The 17,428-nt window shown below is 35.8% G+C and carries 12 protein-coding genes and 1 tRNA gene; 5 read left to right on the forward strand and 8 right to left on the reverse strand.

Annotation, left to right across the window (positions count from 1 at the left end):
• A partial coding sequence (locus HJ01_RS04035; RefSeq protein WP_100208522.1) for a T9SS sorting signal type C domain-containing protein occupies nt 1-1,935 on the forward strand: 1,935 nt, incomplete at its 5' end.
• A gap of 373 nt (nt 1,936-2,308) precedes the next feature.
• Entirely contained in the window at nt 2,309-6,166 is a 3,858-nt protein-coding gene (locus HJ01_RS04040) for a T9SS sorting signal type C domain-containing protein (RefSeq protein WP_007137027.1), read from the forward strand.
• 57 nt (nt 6,167-6,223) lie between these two features.
• Here the strand turns inward: HJ01_RS04040 and bioB are convergent, their stop codons facing one another.
• The 4 genes from bioB to HJ01_RS04060 form a co-directional block, all read right to left on the reverse strand.
• On the reverse strand, nt 6,224-7,327 hold the full coding sequence (gene bioB, locus HJ01_RS04045; protein WP_007137028.1) for a biotin synthase BioB: 1,104 nt from the start codon (nt 7,325-7,327) through the stop codon (nt 6,224-6,226).
• Nucleotides 7,328-7,424: 97 nt separating this feature from the next.
• The gene (locus tag HJ01_RS04050; RefSeq protein WP_007137029.1) at nt 7,425-7,862 is read right to left on the reverse strand and encodes a hypothetical protein; all 438 of its coding nucleotides are present in this window, start codon (nt 7,860-7,862) and stop codon (nt 7,425-7,427) included.
• A gap of 54 nt (nt 7,863-7,916) precedes the next feature.
• A complete protein-coding gene (locus tag HJ01_RS04055) occupies nt 7,917-8,369 on the reverse strand; it encodes a hypothetical protein (protein ID WP_007137030.1) in 453 nt (150 codons plus the stop codon).
• A 123-nt stretch (nt 8,370-8,492) separates the two neighbouring features.
• Nucleotides 8,493-9,416 carry a bifunctional riboflavin kinase/FAD synthetase gene (locus HJ01_RS04060; RefSeq protein ID WP_007137031.1) on the reverse strand — a complete coding sequence of 308 codons (924 nt, stop codon included), beginning with the start codon at nt 9,414-9,416 and terminating at the stop codon, nt 8,493-8,495.
• Between the two features lie 195 nt (nt 9,417-9,611).
• On the opposite strand from HJ01_RS04060, the gene HJ01_RS04065 reads away from it, so the two are divergent.
• Nucleotides 9,612-12,269 carry a reprolysin-like metallopeptidase gene (locus tag HJ01_RS04065; protein ID WP_007137032.1) on the forward strand — a complete coding sequence of 886 codons (2,658 nt, stop codon included), beginning with the start codon at nt 9,612-9,614 and terminating at the stop codon, nt 12,267-12,269.
• A 47-nt stretch (nt 12,270-12,316) separates the two neighbouring features.
• Here the strand turns inward: HJ01_RS04065 and pth are convergent, their stop codons facing one another.
• The 3 genes from pth to HJ01_RS04080 all read right to left on the reverse strand — a co-directional run bounded on the left by pth (nt 12,317) and on the right by HJ01_RS04080 (nt 14,941).
• Nucleotides 12,317-12,991 (reverse strand): aminoacyl-tRNA hydrolase, encoded by a 675-nt coding sequence (pth, locus tag HJ01_RS04070; protein WP_007137033.1) that lies wholly within the window; start codon nt 12,989-12,991, stop codon nt 12,317-12,319.
• A 283-nt stretch (nt 12,992-13,274) separates the two neighbouring features.
• Complete coding sequence (locus tag HJ01_RS04075) at nt 13,275-13,886, reverse strand: 50S ribosomal protein L25/general stress protein Ctc (protein ID WP_007137034.1); 612 nt, start codon at nt 13,884-13,886, stop codon at nt 13,275-13,277.
• A 113-nt stretch (nt 13,887-13,999) separates the two neighbouring features.
• Entirely contained in the window at nt 14,000-14,941 is a 942-nt protein-coding gene (locus tag HJ01_RS04080) for a ribose-phosphate pyrophosphokinase (protein ID WP_007137035.1), read from the reverse strand.
• A 216-nt stretch (nt 14,942-15,157) separates the two neighbouring features.
• On the opposite strand from HJ01_RS04080, the gene HJ01_RS04085 reads away from it, so the two are divergent.
• Nucleotides 15,158-15,237 (forward strand) — tRNA-Leu (locus tag HJ01_RS04085).
• Between the two features lie 40 nt (nt 15,238-15,277).
• Here the strand turns inward: HJ01_RS04085 and HJ01_RS04090 are convergent.
• Nucleotides 15,278-16,276 (reverse strand): GntR family transcriptional regulator, encoded by a 999-nt coding sequence (locus HJ01_RS04090; RefSeq protein ID WP_007137036.1) that lies wholly within the window; start codon nt 16,274-16,276, stop codon nt 15,278-15,280.
• A 126-nt stretch (nt 16,277-16,402) separates the two neighbouring features.
• Here HJ01_RS04090 and HJ01_RS04095 point away from each other — a divergent pair, with 126 nt between their 5' ends.
• Nucleotides 16,403-17,428: an aldose epimerase family protein gene (locus HJ01_RS04095; RefSeq protein ID WP_100208524.1), complete on the forward strand. Its 1,026-nt coding sequence runs from the start codon at nt 16,403-16,405 to the stop codon at nt 17,426-17,428.

A 17,428-nucleotide genomic window follows, 5' to 3' on the forward strand; every position in this document is an offset into this window, starting at 1 on the left:
ACTGTTGAAACCACAGTGCCAATAGTTGCTGTCAATAGCCCTCTTGAAATTACCTGTACTAATACTACAGTTGCTTTAAGCGGAACGGGTTCGGCTATTTCTGATGTAATCTATGCTTGGTCAACACTAGACGGAACTTTCTCTGGTGCAACTGATGCTATTAACGCTACAGCAACTTCTGTAGGAACTTATACTTTAACAGTAACTAAAACGGATACCGGGTGTTCTGATTCAAAAACGGTTACTGTTACAAAAAATATCCCTACTAATAGATGGAGCGGTGGTAGTTGGAGCATTAGTGGTGGTCCATCCCTCGAACAAGATTTAGTATTTGAGGAAAATTTTGATTCTAAAACTGATGATGCAGATGGAGTTGTTGAAGGCTGTTCTTGTCTCGTAAATTCAACGAAAGCTGTTTTGTTTAATCCTGGACATAGCTTGATAATTAGAAATAATGTTACCGTAAACGGGACCTTAACTTTTGAAAATAATGCCAGTTTAGTTCAGATAAATGATACACCATCGATTGTAAATTCAGGAAAAATAATATACAATAGAACCACTCCTAAAATCTTAAAAACAGATTATGTTTATTGGTCATCACCAGTTAACGGAGCTGCTTTGAAGGCTATACAAACAGCTACTTTGTATTATTCGTTTAATGCTTCAGGAAACTCATGGCTAAATGCTAATGCTAATACAATAATGGATATTAGTAAAGGATATATTGTTAGAGGTGCAGGTACATGGTTTGACGCAGGTGATGTTGTAGTAACCGCTAGTTTTAAAGGAGAGCCACACAATGGTGTTATCCCAGTAACAATAGTAGGAGCTGGGAAAAATAATCTGATAGGGAATCCTTATCCATCGGCTATAGATGGGTACGCTTTTTTAGCAGCAAATACAGATGTAGTACCTGGTGGGGCGACAGATATTCTTGAAGGGGCATTGTATTTTTGGACACATAAATCAGCTATACAGTTAGCATCAGGAATTAAGAATGGTACTGCTGGATCTGGAGCATATGCTTATACATCAGATGATTATTCACCCTTTACTAAAGTAGGAGGAACTAATTCAGTGACAGGTAATATTGCAGCAGGCCAAAGTTTTTTTGCTAGGGGCTCTACTACTGGAGGGCAAGCTAAGTTTTTTAACAGCATGAGACTGGATGGTGATAAAATCCTTGATAACAGCAGTTTTTTAAAACCTGGCTCTGCTTCGAAAACGCAAAAAACAACTACAACTAATAAAATAGAGAAAAGCAGAATTTGGTTAAATTTGACCAATACTCAAGGCGCTTTCAAGCAAATGCTATTAGGCTATATGACCGGGGCAACCAATAATTATGATAGAGGTTATGATGCATTGAGTTTTAACGGAAACAGTTTTATCAATTTTTACAGCATTAACAATACTAGCCTTTTAACTATTCAAGGTAGAGCACTTCCTATTCAAGAAACTGATCTTGTACCTCTTGGGTATAGTTCAACCATCGTAGGGGATTTTAGTATCTCAATTGATAAAACCGATGGAGCCTTATCTACTATGGCTGTTTTCTTAGAGGATAAATTAACTAATACTACTCATAATCTAAAAAAGGGTGCTTATACTTTTACTACTGAAAAAGGTACCTTCAATGATAGGTTTGTATTAAGTTATGTTGATAAAGCAACCCTAGCTACAGATGATTTTGAAATTTTAGAAAATGGAGTTGTAATTACAAGTAAAAATAAGGAAATCAATATTAATGCTTTGACAAATTATATAGACAAAGTATTTGTTTATGATGTAACAGGGAAGCAAATTTTCTTAAAATCAAAAATAGATAAAAATGAATTGACCATTAGTAACATAGGAAATACTGATCAAGTTTTAATTGTGAAGGTTTTATTGCAAGATAATACCATAATTACTAAGAAGATTATATTTTAAACATACAGTTATCCCTTTTAAGAACACCCCATTATACAATTGTGTAATGGGGTGTTGCTTTTTAAAAAAAGAAGGTTTTTAGTAAAATAATTTTTCTTATTGAGTTTATGGATTTGTAAATAAAGCGTGTGCTTTTACCTATATTTTTTTCTAAAATAGCTAATGATTTTTTTGGTATGTGTTTAAAGTCAATGTTTTATAATTGAAAAATCACTAAAAGTGGGTATTGTGGAGAGAGAATAATAAATATACTTTTATAAGAGATTGTGTGTTAACGGCTGGTTCAGTAAATACTGAGTTAAAAAAATTAAAAGCAGTTTTGTTAATATATAAAATGTCTTTTCTCATTATTAATCTTTAATGCCTTTTCATTATGAATGCAAAACGACGCTGTTATTTGCTTTTAATGTGTTTTCTGTTTACGGGAAGCATTATGGCCCAGCAAGGCGTGTTAGATACTACATTTAACACGGTTGATGATGGACTTCAAGGAGATGGTTTTGATGGTGTGGTTAGGACTACAGTACTACAATCTGATGGGGATCTTATTGTAGGAGGTGATTTTTTAAATTTCAACGGTGCTTCAGCTCCCTATTTATGTAGGTTGAAACCGGATGGTACTGCAGACTCTTCGTTTAATTTAGGAAGTGGTTTAAACGGTAAAGTATATACCTCAATACTACAGCCGGATGGGAAGATAGTTCTTGCAGGGTCGTTTACTTCTTTTAACAGTACTCCAGTTGGTAGGATCATTCGACTCAATAAGAGTGGGACACGGGATGTTTCATTTAACACAACAAGCGGAGTGAATACTTATATAGTTTATTCCGCCGCGCTACAAACTGATGGCAAAGTGATAATTGTTGGAAGTTTTACCAAGTACAATACCTTGAATACAAACAGGGTTGCCCGAATCTTAGCAGATGGGAGTCTAGATCCAACGTTTGCTATTGGATCAGGTCCAAATGGACTGGTTGGGGAGGTCAAAATTCAAATGGATGGTAAAATTATTGTGGCAGGATCATTTGATACATTTAATGGAGTTTCTTGTAATCGAATTGTACGTTTAAATACGGATGGAAGTATTGACAGTTCTTTTGTCCAAGGAATCGGGTTTAATGGAAATGTTACCGCATTAGCGCTACAAGTGGATGGGAAAATTCTAGTTGGTGGCATTTTTACCAGCTATAATGGAACGGTGTCAAATCGGATAGTGCGCATAAATAGTAATGGTACAATAGACTCAGCTTTTTTGTCCGGATCTGGCTTTAGTGATGATGGGGTTACAGCCATTAAAGTTGGTATCAACGGCGCTATTATGATTGGTGGTTCGTTTAGTCGGTTTTATAATGGAACGGCGGTAAATAGATTGGTCTTGTTAAGCCCGAATGGGGTTTTAGCTCCCTTTTTTGACATTGGCTCAGGGCCAGCAACAGCAACAGTTTATACCTTAGAAAATGAAGCAGATGGCTCGTGGTTTGTAGGTGGTTCTTTTTCTGTTTTTGATTCGCAAAATCAGGGAAGGCTTGCTAAAGTTGATGCAGATGGTACGCTAGATATTGGCTATCTCACTCCTGGGGTGGGGTTTGATAATTCAGTTTATCATGTGCTTACATTGGCAGATAGTAAAACGATTGCTTGCGGGAGTTTTACACGATATAACGGGAGGAGTTCAGGCAGGATTGCCCGTTTATTGTCTGATGGAGCGTTCGATGCTACTTTTAATTCTGGGGCGACCGGGGCAAATAACATAGTAAAGACGGCTATCGTGCAATCGGATAATAAAATAGTTATCGCAGGAAATTTCACAAGCTATAATGGTGTCCTGGCGAACAGAATAGCGCGAATTACTGAGGGCGGGACCATTGATCCTTCATTTGCATCGGGCACGGGAGCGAATAACCAAATATATGCAGTAGCGATTCAGGCAGACGGACGAATGATTGTAGGCGGCAATTTTACTAATTTTAATGGAGTTAGTGCTAATAGAATAATACGCTTGTTGGCAAACGGTTCAATTGACCCTGCATTCAACATAGGCGCAGGTGCGGACGGTATTGTAGAGACGGTTCTAATACAGCCAGACGGAAAAATAGTTGTAGGGGGAAGGTTTTCAGTTTTTAACGGCAATCCATATAATAGAATTGTTCGACTGAATGTGGATGGGAGTACAGATCTAAGTTTTGTAATTGGTAGCGGTTTTGATAAAAATGTATATGCATTGGCTATGCAATCTGATAATAAAATTATTGTAGGAGGTACGTTTCTGAATTATGGAAATACTTCTGTAAAAAGAATCGCTAGGATAAATGTTAACGGGAGTTTAGATCTTTCTTTTGCTACTGGAACCAGTTTTAGTAACGGTGAAGTTAGGACGATTTTGGCACAACAGGACAATAGACTTCTGGTGGGAGGAACTTTTTCGGGAACTTATAATGGTGTTCCTGTTCAGCGTATGCTTAGATTGTTGTCTACGGGAGTACATGATACTACTTTTAAAGTAAACTTAAATAGCACCTTGTATAGTATCTGTTTTACTCCAGATAGTAAAGTGATGATTGCTGGGAACTTTAACTCAGTTTCTGGTGTTGCAAAGCATCGGGTTGCTAGAATAAAGTTGTGCATTAATAGTTCTGTTTGGGATGGTACAGTATGGAAAAATGGACTTCCTTCAAGCGATAAAACCATTATTTTTGCTGAGAACTTCCCCAACTTTACAACTGTAAATGCTTGTTCCTGTCAAATTGCAGCAGGAAAGACCGTTATGGTGCCAGTTGGGAATTCCTTATCTTTGATTTTTGATTATTCCGGTTTAGGGACACTGCTGCTAGAGAATAACGCATCACTTTACCAGTTAGATGATGACATAGTTAATACGGGTACTATTCAGTTGAGAAGAAAAACGACACCTATTTTTAGATCTGATTATACGTATTGGTCTTCTCCCGTGATGAATCAGTCGCTGTATACAACTTCTCCTGAAACTAGTTCCGGCTATTTCTTTTCGTTTAATTCTACTAGAAATTCTTGGTTAGCTGAGGTTTCCAGTACAATGATGGAAACTGCAAAAGGATATATAATTAGAGGGCCACAAACTTTCTCTACAACAGTCAGAGCTATTTATGAAGCAAGTTTTACGGGGATTCCTAATAACGGTGAAAAAACGGTTGTTCTGGGACCTGCATCAAGTTTTAATTTGCTAGGGAATCCGTATCCATCTGCCATTGATATAGATCTTTTTTTAAAGGAAAATGCCACTTTATTAAAAGGCACAATATACCTATGGTCACATAATACGCCTATTACAAATAATGTTTATACTTCAGATGATTATGCAGTTTATAATTTATTAGGAGGTGTTGGCACAAGTTCTTCAAAAAATACAGGTGTTAACAACTCTAAGCCAGACGGGAAAGTTGCTTCAGGGCAGTCTTTTTTTATAGCTGCTGCTAGTGGAGGAGGGGTTGCAAAATTTAATGATAAAATGCGGATCGTAGGGCAAAACAGTAATTTCTACAAAATGTACAGTTCACAAAAGTCTAAAGAGTTGAGCGCTATTGAAAAGCATCGACTATGGTTAAATATATATAATACTGAAGGCGCATTTAAACAATTGTTAGTAGGATATATGGAGGGTGCAACTGATGCGTATGATGCTTTTTTAGATGGAACTACTTTTAATGCAAATAAATATTTAGACTTTTACAGTATTTGTGAAGAAAAAAATTTAGTGATACAGGCCAGGGGTTTGCCTTTTAATAATCAAGATGAAATAGTTTTAGGTTATAAATCAACTATCAGTGGGATTTATACTATTGAAATTGATGAGGCTGATGGGGTTATAAAGGAACAAGAAATTTACATTATTGATAAATTAAATAATACGTCGCATAATTTGAAAAACTCCCCTTATAGCTTTTTTACAGAAAAAGGAACTTTTAATGACCGTTTTGTAATGCGATATACTGATAAAACTTTAGGAGTGACTGATTTTGAGACAACAAAGGGAGTTATAGTTACAAATAAAAATAAAGAGATAGGGATTACTTCATTTGCAGCAGCAATAGATAAAGTAATGTTATTTGATGCAGCAGGGAGAAAAATTTATCAGAAAATAAATTTAGGTAATCTGGAATTAAAAATTTCGAATTTGCTTGCAGGCCAGCAAGTATTGTTTGTTGAAGTAGTGCTAGTAGATGGCAAATCAATTATGAAAAAGATAATTTATTAAGGTTGGTGCTATTAATTTCGTAAAAAAAAAGCCATCCAGTTTAAGCTGAATGGTTTTTTAAAAAGCGTTAAAGCTCTGTTTTCCTTTTCCTGAAGCTTCAAGATTTTTTTCGATAACGTGTCCCGGTCTTGACCATTTTGGTTTTTCATCAAGTGGTGCAAACTGAGAGTTTTCAGCCTCTACAGTTGTGGGTTGAGAAACTTTAATAAATGGTTTCTGAGGTTTCAAACCTAACGTTTCAAACATTTTCATGTCTTCATTGACATCTGGATTTGGAGTAGTCAGTAATTTGTCACCTGCAAAAATTGAATTGGCTCCAGCAAAAAAGCACATGGCTTGACCTTCACGGCTCATATTCATTCTTCCTGCAGATAAACGAACTTGAGTTTCTGGCATAATAATACGTGTTGTGGCAACCATGCGTATCATTTCCCAAATTTCAACTGGTTTTTCTTCCTCCATAGGTGTTCCCTCTACAGCTACTAAAGCATTTATAGGCACAGATTCTGGTTGAGGATTTAATGTGGAAAGTGCAACAAGCATTCCTGCTCTGTCTTCAATACTTTCTCCCATTCCTATAATTCCACCACTACAAACAGTAACGTTTGTTTTACGTACGTTTTCTATGGTTTGTAAACGGTCTCCAAATCCACGCGTAGATATCACTTCTTTATAGTACTCTTCAGAAGTGTCTAAGTTATGGTTGTAGGCATATAAACCTGCTTCGGCTAGGCGGTGCGCTTGATTTTCAGTAATCATCCCAAGAGTACAGCATACTTCCATTTCCAGTTTGTTGATGGTACGTACCATCTCTAATACTTGGTCAAATTCAGGGCCATCTTTTACGTTTCGCCATGCTGCTCCCATGCATACTCTAGAAGATCCACTTGATTTTGCTCGTAAAGCTTGGGCCTTTACTTGACTAACGGACATTAAATCGTTTCCTTCTACAGAAGTGTGGTATCGTGCAGCTTGCGGGCAATAGCCGCAATCTTCTGGGCAACCACCCGTTTTGATGGACAATAATGTTGAAACTTGAACCACGTTTGGATCGTGATGCTCTCTATGAATGGAAGCTGCCTCATAAAGCAAATCCATTATAGGCTTATTATATATTTCAATAACTTCTTCTTTTGTCCAATTGTGTTTTGTGATGCTCATTGATGCGATTTTGTGATGCGCCAAAAGTATTCAAATTGTTCTAAAGAAGCAATGTAATGTTGTAGAATAGCAATAAACGGTCTTTAAATGCACATTGTTAATCAGTTGTGAGACGGTTGTTCCAATATAGCATCAATAACATGGCAACAATTACTGAAGAGGCAATTCCTTCAAAAAGTAAACTGATAGAATAGCTGAATATCGATGGGTTTCCTCCAAATAGAAAGGTTTTTGATAATGATTGGACATAATCGTCGCCTCCTTGCATATAGCTATAAATAATTAATCCAACGATGCTTAAAAACACACCAACAAGAGAGGTGACCATCGCCGAAACCGCATTCGAAACAAAGTCTTTTTGCCCTTCTTCAACATTCATTTTGATCGTTCTATTAACGCCATAAAAGACAAAAAATATGTTGACGAGACGCAAGTAGAATGAATTGCCATATCCTAAAACATTCATCAATAGAAAATAGGCTGTGATTCCAATGAAAATAATAGATCCGTTGAGTAATTCTTTTGGTACTTTCATGTTCTTTGTTTTATTTGAAACGAATAGGAGCTGTTTTTTAGAGCGTAAACCTCCTTATCTGGCTCCATGTTTGTCAGAAACAAAGTGAGTATCCCAATAGAGCATTAGCATAAATGAAATGATTACCGCGGACACGATACCTTCAAAAAGCAAACTGATGCTATAAGTCATAATTGATGGGGAACCACCAAATAAAAAGGTTTTTGATAGTGACGCTAAGTATGCATCGCCGCCTTGTATATAGCTATACGTAATCAATCCGATAACACTTAAAAATACACCTATGAGTGAAGTAAGCAGAGCGGAGGTAGCATTGCCGGCAAATACGGTCTTCCCTTCTTCGTAGTTCATTTTCAGTGTCCTGTTGGTGCCATAGAAGACAAATAGTACGTTAAATAGACGTAAATAATATAAATTTGCAAGTCCCAGTAACTCCATCAACATGAAATAAAGACCGATTCCAATGAAGATAATGACTCCGTTGTATAATTCTTTTGGTAGTTTCATACGTTTGGGTTTTTAAAGTTAAAAAATCATTCTGTTGAAAAACAGGATAATACCTATCAAATTTACATAAAATATAAAGATATTTTACGAAAAGAACTAAGAAATTTTTTAAATTTAGGGGAATTAGTTCAGGTAAGCTAGTGCAAAATTTTTATCTTTTTCTAATTGTACTTTCAATAAGTCAACGGACTTGAATTTTTGCTCAGGACGAATATAGTGAAGTATAGAAACCACTATCTCTTGATTGTACAAGTCGGAATTGAAATTAAAGTAATGAATTTCGATCGATAAACTATCTCCCGCGACTGTTGGGTTAAAGCCGATATTCATTATTCCAAAAACAGTTTCTTGGTTTATCGTACTTTTTACAATATAAACGCCGTTTTTAGGAATCAATTTGTAGTCTTCTTGTATTTTTATGTTGGCAGTGGGGAATCCTATGGTTCTTCCCAGCTGCTTTCCTTTAAAAACGGTGCCAGTTAGAAAATAGTCGTATCCCAAATATTTATTTGCCAAAATCATGTTTCCCTCTGATATCGCTTTTCTGATTTTAGTGGAACTTACTGACATTTCATTTATTTCCTGAACGGATATTTGTTCTACTTCAAACCCATATTGCTTCCCGAAACCAATTAAGTCGTCAATATTTGCTGTTCGGTTTCTTCCAAAACGATGGTCATGGCCAATGATGATTTTATGGATACGGAATTGATTGACAAGAACTGATGTGACAAATTCCTCAGCAGTTAATCTTGAAAAGCTTTCGTCGAATGGATGAATGACGAGGTTTTGAATTCCTGTTTTTTCCAATAGATCTGTTTTTTCCGAAATAGTGTTCAGTAGTTTTATGTTTGATTGTTCTTCTAAGACCATTCTTGGGTGAGGAAAAAAAGTAAGAACCAAACTTTCATATTTGTCAATTTCGGTATTTTGCAATACTCTTTCCAGGATTTTTTTATGTCCAAAGTGTACTCCGTCAAAAGTGCCTAGAGTGAGGATAGTTTTTTTTGTGGTACTGAAATCTTGTATGGAATGGAAAATCTTCAAAATATGTGTTTTATAGTGGCGCAAATTTATACTATCTATTTTAAATCTTAAGTATAGTGAGTCGATTTTCATGAAATTAAGGACAAAAGCAACCTAATACTTGAAAATCAAAGGTTAAATTTATTTATTATCGAGGTTTTACATTTATGGATTAGATTAAATGCTTTAATTTTGATGCCTAAATACTGTTGAGATATGAAAAATCACATTCTATATATACTCATCTTGATTTGGTGCTCGTCGCTTCAAGCCCAACATCAGTCGGCTTGGAAAAAAATAAACCAAAGTGCTACAGCTGCTTTTGATAAAAATAGTAATAAATCCGGTTCCAATAAACAGTCGTTATTTCGTCTAGATCAGCATGCTTTATTACAGTCATTGGCTACAATTAGTAGTAGTACCGATAAAAAGAGAAGTGTTGAAATTAGTATGCCTAATTCAAGCGGAGTGATGGAGCAATTTCTGGTATGGGAATCTTCTAATTTTGAACCGGAATTACAGGCTAAATATCCTGACATCAGGGCTTATGCCGGAATTGGACTTACTGATAAAAAAGCGTCACTAAATTTTAGTTTGTCTCCAAAGGGGGTTCAATCTATGGTTTTAAGAGCTGATAGCGGATCCGAGTTTATAGAAATTTCGCAGGAAGACCCTTCTCTTTATGTTGTTTTTTCTTCTGAAAACAGGGTTAAAGGGGGCTTGCCGTTTGTGTGTCAAACCGAAGATGTGGCTATTAGTAAGGAATTACTAAGCAAAACGGCTAAAATTGCTGCTAATAACAAAGTTTTTAAGACGTTGCGTTTGGCGTTGTCATGCACCGGGGAATATGCTGTTTATCATGGTGGAACAGTGGCAAAAGCGCTTGCGGCAATGAATGCTACAATGGCTCGCGTCAACGGTATTTTTAATAAGGACTTGGCGTTAAAGTTGGTGATTATTGCTAATAATAGTTTGATAACATATACAAATACCGCCACAGACCCATATTCTGACGCAACTGCTGGAGTTGCCGGAGAATGGTCTAATGAGTTACAGGCTGATTTAACCAGTAAAATAGGGAATGCTAATTATGACATTGGTCATTTATTTGGAGCTTCCGGAGGAGGAGGGAATGCAGATTGCATTGGCTGTGTGTGCGATACAGGAAAAGGAAGGGCTTATACTTCACCAGCAGACAACAAGCCTGAAGGAGATACTTTTGATATTGATTTTGTTGCTCATGAGATGGGGCATCAACTTGGTGCAAATCATACTTTTTCCTATGAACTTGAGGGAACTGGAGTAAATGTGGAACCCGGTAGTGGATCAACCATTATGGGATATGCGGGAATAACTACGGATTACGATGTTCAGTCTAATTCAGATGATTATTTTGCGTATGCCAGTATTAAGCAAATTCAGGACAATCTGAGTCAAAAAACCTGTCCCGTTAGCACTGCTTTAACTAACATTCCACCAGTTATAAATGCGGGCTTTGATTATTCGATTCCTAAAGGGACTGCTTTTGTGTTAAGGGGAACTGGTTCAGATTCTGCCGGGGATGTCTTGAGTTATACTTGGGAACAAAATGATTCGGCTACAAGTTCAAGCGGTGCAAACAGTTTGGCTATTCCTACTAAAACAGACGGGCCTTTATTTAGGTCTTTGTATCCGGGAGTTAGTCCTATACGATATATGCCGGCTTTTAGTAATGTCTTGTCTAATAAATTAACAAGCAAGTGGGAGTCAGTTTCTACTGTGGCTAGAACGCTTCGCTTTGTATTGACGGGCAGGGATAATGCGGCACTGGGAACTGCGCAAACAAATTCAGATGAGACACTAATTACTGTAAGTGGAACAGCTGGACCATTTATTGTAACCTCACAGAATGTAGAAAATCTTAGTTGGTTTCAAGGGACAAATCAAACGATAACTTGGAGTGTTAACAATTCTAATACTTTGGGAGGGTCTACAAATGTGAATATTAAACTCTCTACGGATGGTGGTTTGACTTTTCCAACAACGTTAAGGGCTAACACGCCAAATGATGGTTCGGAAATCGTTACAGTTCCTAATATTGAAGCAAAAAACTGTAGGCTTTTAATTGAGCCTACTGCTAATATTTTTTATGCTATTAATAGCAAAGCCTTTTCAATTGGATATTCGGTTAAATCGTCATGCGGTTCCTTTTCTTTTGCTGCGCCATTTTCTATACCAGAACAGGCTGCATATACTGCAAGGACAATAAGTTTTCCGGCCTCGACCGGTACGATATCCGATGTTAATTTTAATGTAGATTTCACTCATGCCTATCTTGCTGATGTTGAAATGGAGATCGTAAGTCCTCAAGGGACAACCGTGAAACTGTTTGATAAGAGTTGTGGAAATAGAAATGGTACTTTAGTTATAAACTATGATGATTTAGGGGATGAGCTTGCTTGTGGAGTCACCACTGTGCAAACTGTAGCGCCATTTCAGCCGTTGGCGGCATTTAATGGAGAGAACCCTCAAGGAGACTGGACATTCAGAATTAGGGATGCGTTTTTAGGGGATTTAGGCACTTTAAATTCGGCTTCAATGACTATTTGTACTCAGACATTTACATTAGGTACAGCTGATTTTGAAATTAATGATTTTGTGATGTATCCGAATCCGAACAAAGGGATTTTTAATATTCAATTTAGTAGTCAATCAACAGACGAAGTAAAAGTGTTGGTTCATGATTTATTGGGCAGGAAATTATTTGAAAAGCAATATCAAAACAATGGTAATTTCAATGAAAGTATTCAATTAAAAAGTATACAGGCCGGACTTTATTTGTTGACTGTTATTGATGGGGATAGGAAAGAAATTAGAAAAATTTTGATTCAATAATCAGAGTATAAAATAAAGAGGGAAGCATATCAGTATGCTTCCCTTTTTTATTTTCCGTTAAATGCGGTCATGGTGTTTTCCAGTCCTGCAGTTCCAAACGATTTTATGATTTCAGATGCTATTTCTAGTCTTTCAGGAAGAGCGACTTTTTCTTCATCGTCCCAGTCTCCAAGGACGTAATCAATTTGTTTTCCTTTTTTGAATTCATCACTGATACCAAATCTAAAGCGGGTGTATTGATTAGTGTTCAGAATTAAGTTGATGTTTTTTAATCCATTGTGTCCTCCGTCACTACCTTTTGGTTTAATACGGATGGTTCCAAAAGATAAATTCAGGTCATCTGTGATAACGAATAGATTTTCCAATGGAATGTTTTCTTTTTCCATCCAATATTGAACCGCTTTTCCGCTTAGGTTCATATAGGTATTGGGTTTCAGGAGGAAAAATGTTCTTCCCTTGAATTTGTATTCGGCTAGCGCGCCTAGTTTTACTGTCTGAAATGACAGCGCCTCTTTTTTTGCAAAATGATCTAGTATTTTGAATCCAATGTTGTGACGGGTGTTCACGTACTCAGCGCCAATGTTGCCAAGTCCAACAATTAAAAATTTATTACTCATGCTTTTTATATTAGCTTTTTGGTGTTCGTGAACCTCCGGTTTCATGGGATTGGTATTGTCTTCTGTTTGTTTTGATGAAAATATAGTTCTGATCCATTTTATCATGCTGCAAAAGTAATCTTAATTAGATAAATTGTCAATTAGATAATTAGATAATTTGGTAGAGTATGTTGAAGGAGTTTTCTAAGGATAGATAAAATTGTAAAATAGCCCCGATAGTAATGAAAATCCTTTTTGTTGCCTTTTTTGGCGGGCAAAAAGATTGAAGTGAATAGCGGGACAAATGGTATGAGGAAATAAATAGTTGCGCTCCTAAAAATAAAAAAGCTACATCAAAAAAAAAGCACCAGTTGTGAAACTGATGCTTTTAGTATTTGTAGAGAAAATATTATTTTTTCTTTCCTTTTGCAGGTCCTGCTTTCGCAGCTTTTGCAGCTTCTTGAGCCGCTTTCATAGCAGCACGAGAAATCTTCACTTGACAAATAACAGTATTGTCAGGGTGCATGATTTTGAAGTTTTCAGTAGGCACTTTAGTAACGTATAATTTGTTACCCATGTCAAGTCCAGTAATGTCAGCTTCGATAAAATCAGGAAGATTTTTAGGCAAAGCTCTTACTTTAAGTTTACGGTTGTTTAAACGTAAATCTCCACCGGCCATAACTCCTTTAGAGTTACCAATGATTTTTACTGGAACTTCAATAGTGATTTCTTTTTCGTCAAAAATTTGAAAGAAGTCAATATGTAAAATTCTGTCAGACACCGGGTGAACCTGAATGTCTTGTAGAATTGCATTGAATGATTTTCCTTCAAGTTCGATCACAACTGTGTGAGCGTTTGGAGTGTAAACCAAGCTTTTGAATGCTTTTTCTTCTGCTGAAAAATGTACTGGTTGATCTCCTCCGTATATAACGCAAGGAACCGCTCCAGCATTACGTAAGGCTTTAGTCGCAACTTTTCCCACGCTTTCTCTTTCTGATCCTTTAATTGTAATCGATTTCATTGTAAAAAATATATAGTTAATAATAAAAAAATACTTGTTTGATGCTTTAAGCGCAATGCTTTAAGCTTTTAGTGTACATAAAGTCTTTTGTCTTTCGACATAAAGTCTTCGTATTACATTAAAAATTTTCCACTGATGGAATTGTTGTGGTGCACCATGTGCATAACTTCAGCAAAAAGAGGCGCACAACTCACTACTCTTATTTTGTTCGATTTTTTCTTTAAAGGAATAGAATCGGTAACTATTAATTCTAATAATTTAGAATTCTCTATTTTTTCGTAAGCGTCCCCTGATAATATAGCATGGGTACAAATGGCTCTTACGCTCAATGCTCCTTTTTCTATCATTAAATCAGCGGCTTTCGCCAAAGTTCCTCCGGTATCGATCATGTCATCTACCAAAATTACGTTTCGGCCTTTTACCTCACCAATCAATTCCATGGTGTCGATAATGTTAGCTTCTTTTCTTTGTTTGTAACAGATCACTACGCTAGATTCTAAAAATTTAGAATAAGCATAAGCTCTTTTTGAACCTCCCATATCTGGTGAGGCTATAGTCAAATTTTCTAATCCCAAGCTTTCTACATAAGGTAAAAAGATAGTAGATGCGAAAAGGTGATCAACTGGTTTTTCAAAAAATCCTTGAATTTGATCAGCGTGCAAATCCATGGTCATTATTCTTGTCGCTCCAGCAGTTTCTAACAATTTAGCTGTTAGTTTTGCTCCTATCGGCACTCTTGGCTTGTCTTTTCTGTCTTGTCTTGCCCAGCCAAAGTAAGGAATTACTGCAGTTATATGTCTTGCTGAGGCACGTTTTGCGGCATCTATCATAAGTAACAATTCCATCAGATTGTCTGAATTTGGAAAAGTAGAACAAACAATAAACACACGTAATCCTCTGATAGACTCTTCGTAAGAAGGTTGGAACTCACCATCACTGTATTTTGACATGGTAACCTTACCTAATGGAATCCCGTATTTCTCGGCAATCTGCTCCGCTAGATATACACTTTGTGAACAAGCGAAAATTTTAGCTTCTGGTTCTAGGTGTGACATTTAATTTGTTGTTTTGTAGTTAGTTGTGTGTTTCGTTTTTAACGAGGTGCAAATTTATGAAATTAATTCAACTGTGAAAGGAAAAAATTAAGATTTTTTAGTAGAACTTTTAATATTATTTTTTACATTTGCACCGTGTTAAAGGAAAAAGATGTTTGGCTACCACTAGATATCTCTTTATTGCGTGAAATAACTGTTGTTATTTCTGTCTGCTAAGCCCGGATGGCGGAATTGGTAGACGCGCTGGTCTCAAACACCTGTGGGAAACCGTGCCGGTTCGACTCCGGCTCCGGGTACAAAAACCGCTTCGAAAGAAGCGGTTTTTTTGGTTTTATATTATAAAGAGTTCCTAAGTATCAAAGCACTTTTATTCTCAATCTGGTCTTTTGTTCCTTTGAGAATCATTTCTGCAAGAATTTTTCCCATAGCTTCAAAGTTTGTAGAAATAGTAGTGATTCCATTTTCTACAATTTTTTTCAATGGAGTTTCGTTATATGAAATAATCCCGTAATCACTACCTAACTTTAGGTTTTGAAGCTTTGATTTTTCAATCACGCTTACTAAATCACGATCAGTCGGAATAATATACACTTCCCCCTTTTTTAGTTCTCTATTTTTAAAATCTGAAATAATTTCATAGTTGAAATTGTGGTCTGCACAAAAATTTTCAAATCCTATTTTCATGCCTAGTGGCTCGCGAAACCCTGGGAATATTAAAATGAGCTTTTCATATTTGTTTAATTTGGTCTTTCCCTTTAGTAAACCACTATAAATGTCTTTAAGGTGATTTTGGTATATCGCAGGATAGGATTTTAAGTCGGGATTCGTTTGGTCTAATATATACACATCGTTAACCGGTAGGGTTTTTATAACGGCTGCGGCCTCAACTAAATTGGTGGGCATTATAATGTATTTAGTGTAGTTTCCATTACTGTCATTTATTAGTTTTTTAAAAACTTTGATATTAAAATGGTGAAAAAAGATATCAACTTGTGCCTCTTTTCCAATGTTTTCCAGAAATGAATTGTAGATGTCTTCTTTGAAAATGTTTAACTCTTCAAATAACAAGAAAATCCTTTGCTTGGTAGATACTTCGGTGCTTTTTATATAGTATCCTTTTCCAAGAATAGCGTAGATTATTCCTCTTTTTTTTAATTCTTCATAAGCTTGTAGAACAGTATCGCGAGACAATGAAAATTCTAAGCATACCTTGTTTATAGAAGGTAATTTTTCATCTTTTTTTAGTTTGCCATCTTCAATAGTCTTTTCTATTGATAAGATGATCTGTTTGTATTTGGGTATCCCAAGATTGTTTTTAATGGAAATTGTTTTCATGAGACTGATTTTTTTTGCAATATACAAAAACCGGTAGGTACTGGTATGTAAAAGTGAATTATTATTCTAATTTTGATTTTTGATATTAATAAAAAAAGAATAGAAATAAAACACATATCGTATTTTATGAGTAATTATATAATGAAATTGTTTGGTTTAATGGCTAGCGACGAGCTTGTGGAGTCTTTTGATTTAAGTAACGATAACGGTATGAAATTAACTGTTATAAACTATGGCGCTACTGTAGTTTCATTAAAAATACCATTAAAAACGGGCGAAGTCATTGATGTTGTTTTAGGGTTCGATAATTTAGAGGCGTATCTTAAATCTTTTCAATTGAAAAGTCCTCCATATTTTGGAGCAATAGTGGGGAGATTTGCCGGAAGAATAAATAACAGTTTGTTTAATTTGAATGGAAAAGTATTTTTATTAAATAAAAACAACAATAGCCATTCTCTTCATGGTGGGATTGATAACTTCAGTCAAAAAGTTTGGAAAGTTGAAAATATATCTGAAGGCAAAAACCCATCAATTACATTAAGTTGCTTAAGTCCTGACGGCGACGAAAATTATCCTGGAGAGTTAGCGGTGCAATTGACCTACACTTTGTCTGAGGAAAATGAATTAATTATAGAATACCAAGCAAATGGCAGTGAAGATACCATTGTCAATTTGACACATCACAGTTATTTCAATCTTGACGGTCACAAGTCAGATGTATTAGAGCAAGAGTTAATTGTTAATTCTAAAAAGAGACTGGAAACTACAAATGATAACATTCCAACAGGAAAATTTTTAAACAACATAGAATCTTCATTTGACTTTAGTAGTCCAAAAAAATGTCCTTCTGAAATTGATACCACCTTTGTTTTAGATAGTAGAGAGGAGTTTGCAGCTTCACTTTTTAACAAAAGGAATATGCTAAAAATGACTGTTTATACTGATCAACCTGGAGTTCATATTTATGTTGGGGGGAATTGTTTTAATGAAGTGAAAGGCAAAGAAAATTGTGATTATCATAATGTAAGTGGAATATGTTTTGAAACTCAAAATTTTCCAGACGCACCTAATCACGAAAATTTTCCAAATTCAATATTGAAAAATGGAGAGACTTATCAACACAAAACAATTTATAAATTTCAATCTTTTTAA

The organism is Flavobacterium frigoris PS1, assembly GCF_000252125.1.
GTDB classification, from domain to species: domain Bacteria; phylum Bacteroidota; class Bacteroidia; order Flavobacteriales; family Flavobacteriaceae; genus Flavobacterium; species Flavobacterium frigoris_A.

Bases quoted from the DNA above. Each gene is read 5' to 3' on its own strand.
- HJ01_RS04040 (WP_007137027.1), top strand. From the start codon at position 2,309: ATGAATGCAAAACGACGCTGTTATTTGCTTTTAATGTGTTTTCTGTTT.
- bioB (WP_007137028.1), bottom strand. From the start codon at position 7,327: ATGAGCATCACAAAACACAATTGGACAAAAGAAGAAGTTATTGAAATA.
- HJ01_RS04050 (WP_007137029.1), bottom strand. From the start codon at position 7,862: ATGAAAGTACCAAAAGAATTACTCAACGGATCTATTATTTTCATTGGA.
- HJ01_RS04055 (WP_007137030.1), bottom strand. From the start codon at position 8,369: ATGAAACTACCAAAAGAATTATACAACGGAGTCATTATCTTCATTGGA.
- HJ01_RS04065 (WP_007137032.1), top strand. From the start codon at position 9,612: ATGAAAAATCACATTCTATATATACTCATCTTGATTTGGTGCTCGTCG.
- pth (WP_007137033.1), bottom strand. From the start codon at position 12,991: ATGATAAAATGGATCAGAACTATATTTTCATCAAAACAAACAGAAGAC.
- HJ01_RS04075 (WP_007137034.1), bottom strand. From the start codon at position 13,886: ATGAAATCGATTACAATTAAAGGATCAGAAAGAGAAAGCGTGGGAAAA.
- HJ01_RS04080 (WP_007137035.1), bottom strand. From the start codon at position 14,941: ATGTCACACCTAGAACCAGAAGCTAAAATTTTCGCTTGTTCACAAAGT.
- HJ01_RS04090 (WP_007137036.1), bottom strand. From the start codon at position 16,276: ATGAAAACAATTTCCATTAAAAACAATCTTGGGATACCCAAATACAAA.
- HJ01_RS04095 (WP_100208524.1), top strand. From the start codon at position 16,403: ATGAGTAATTATATAATGAAATTGTTTGGTTTAATGGCTAGCGACGAG.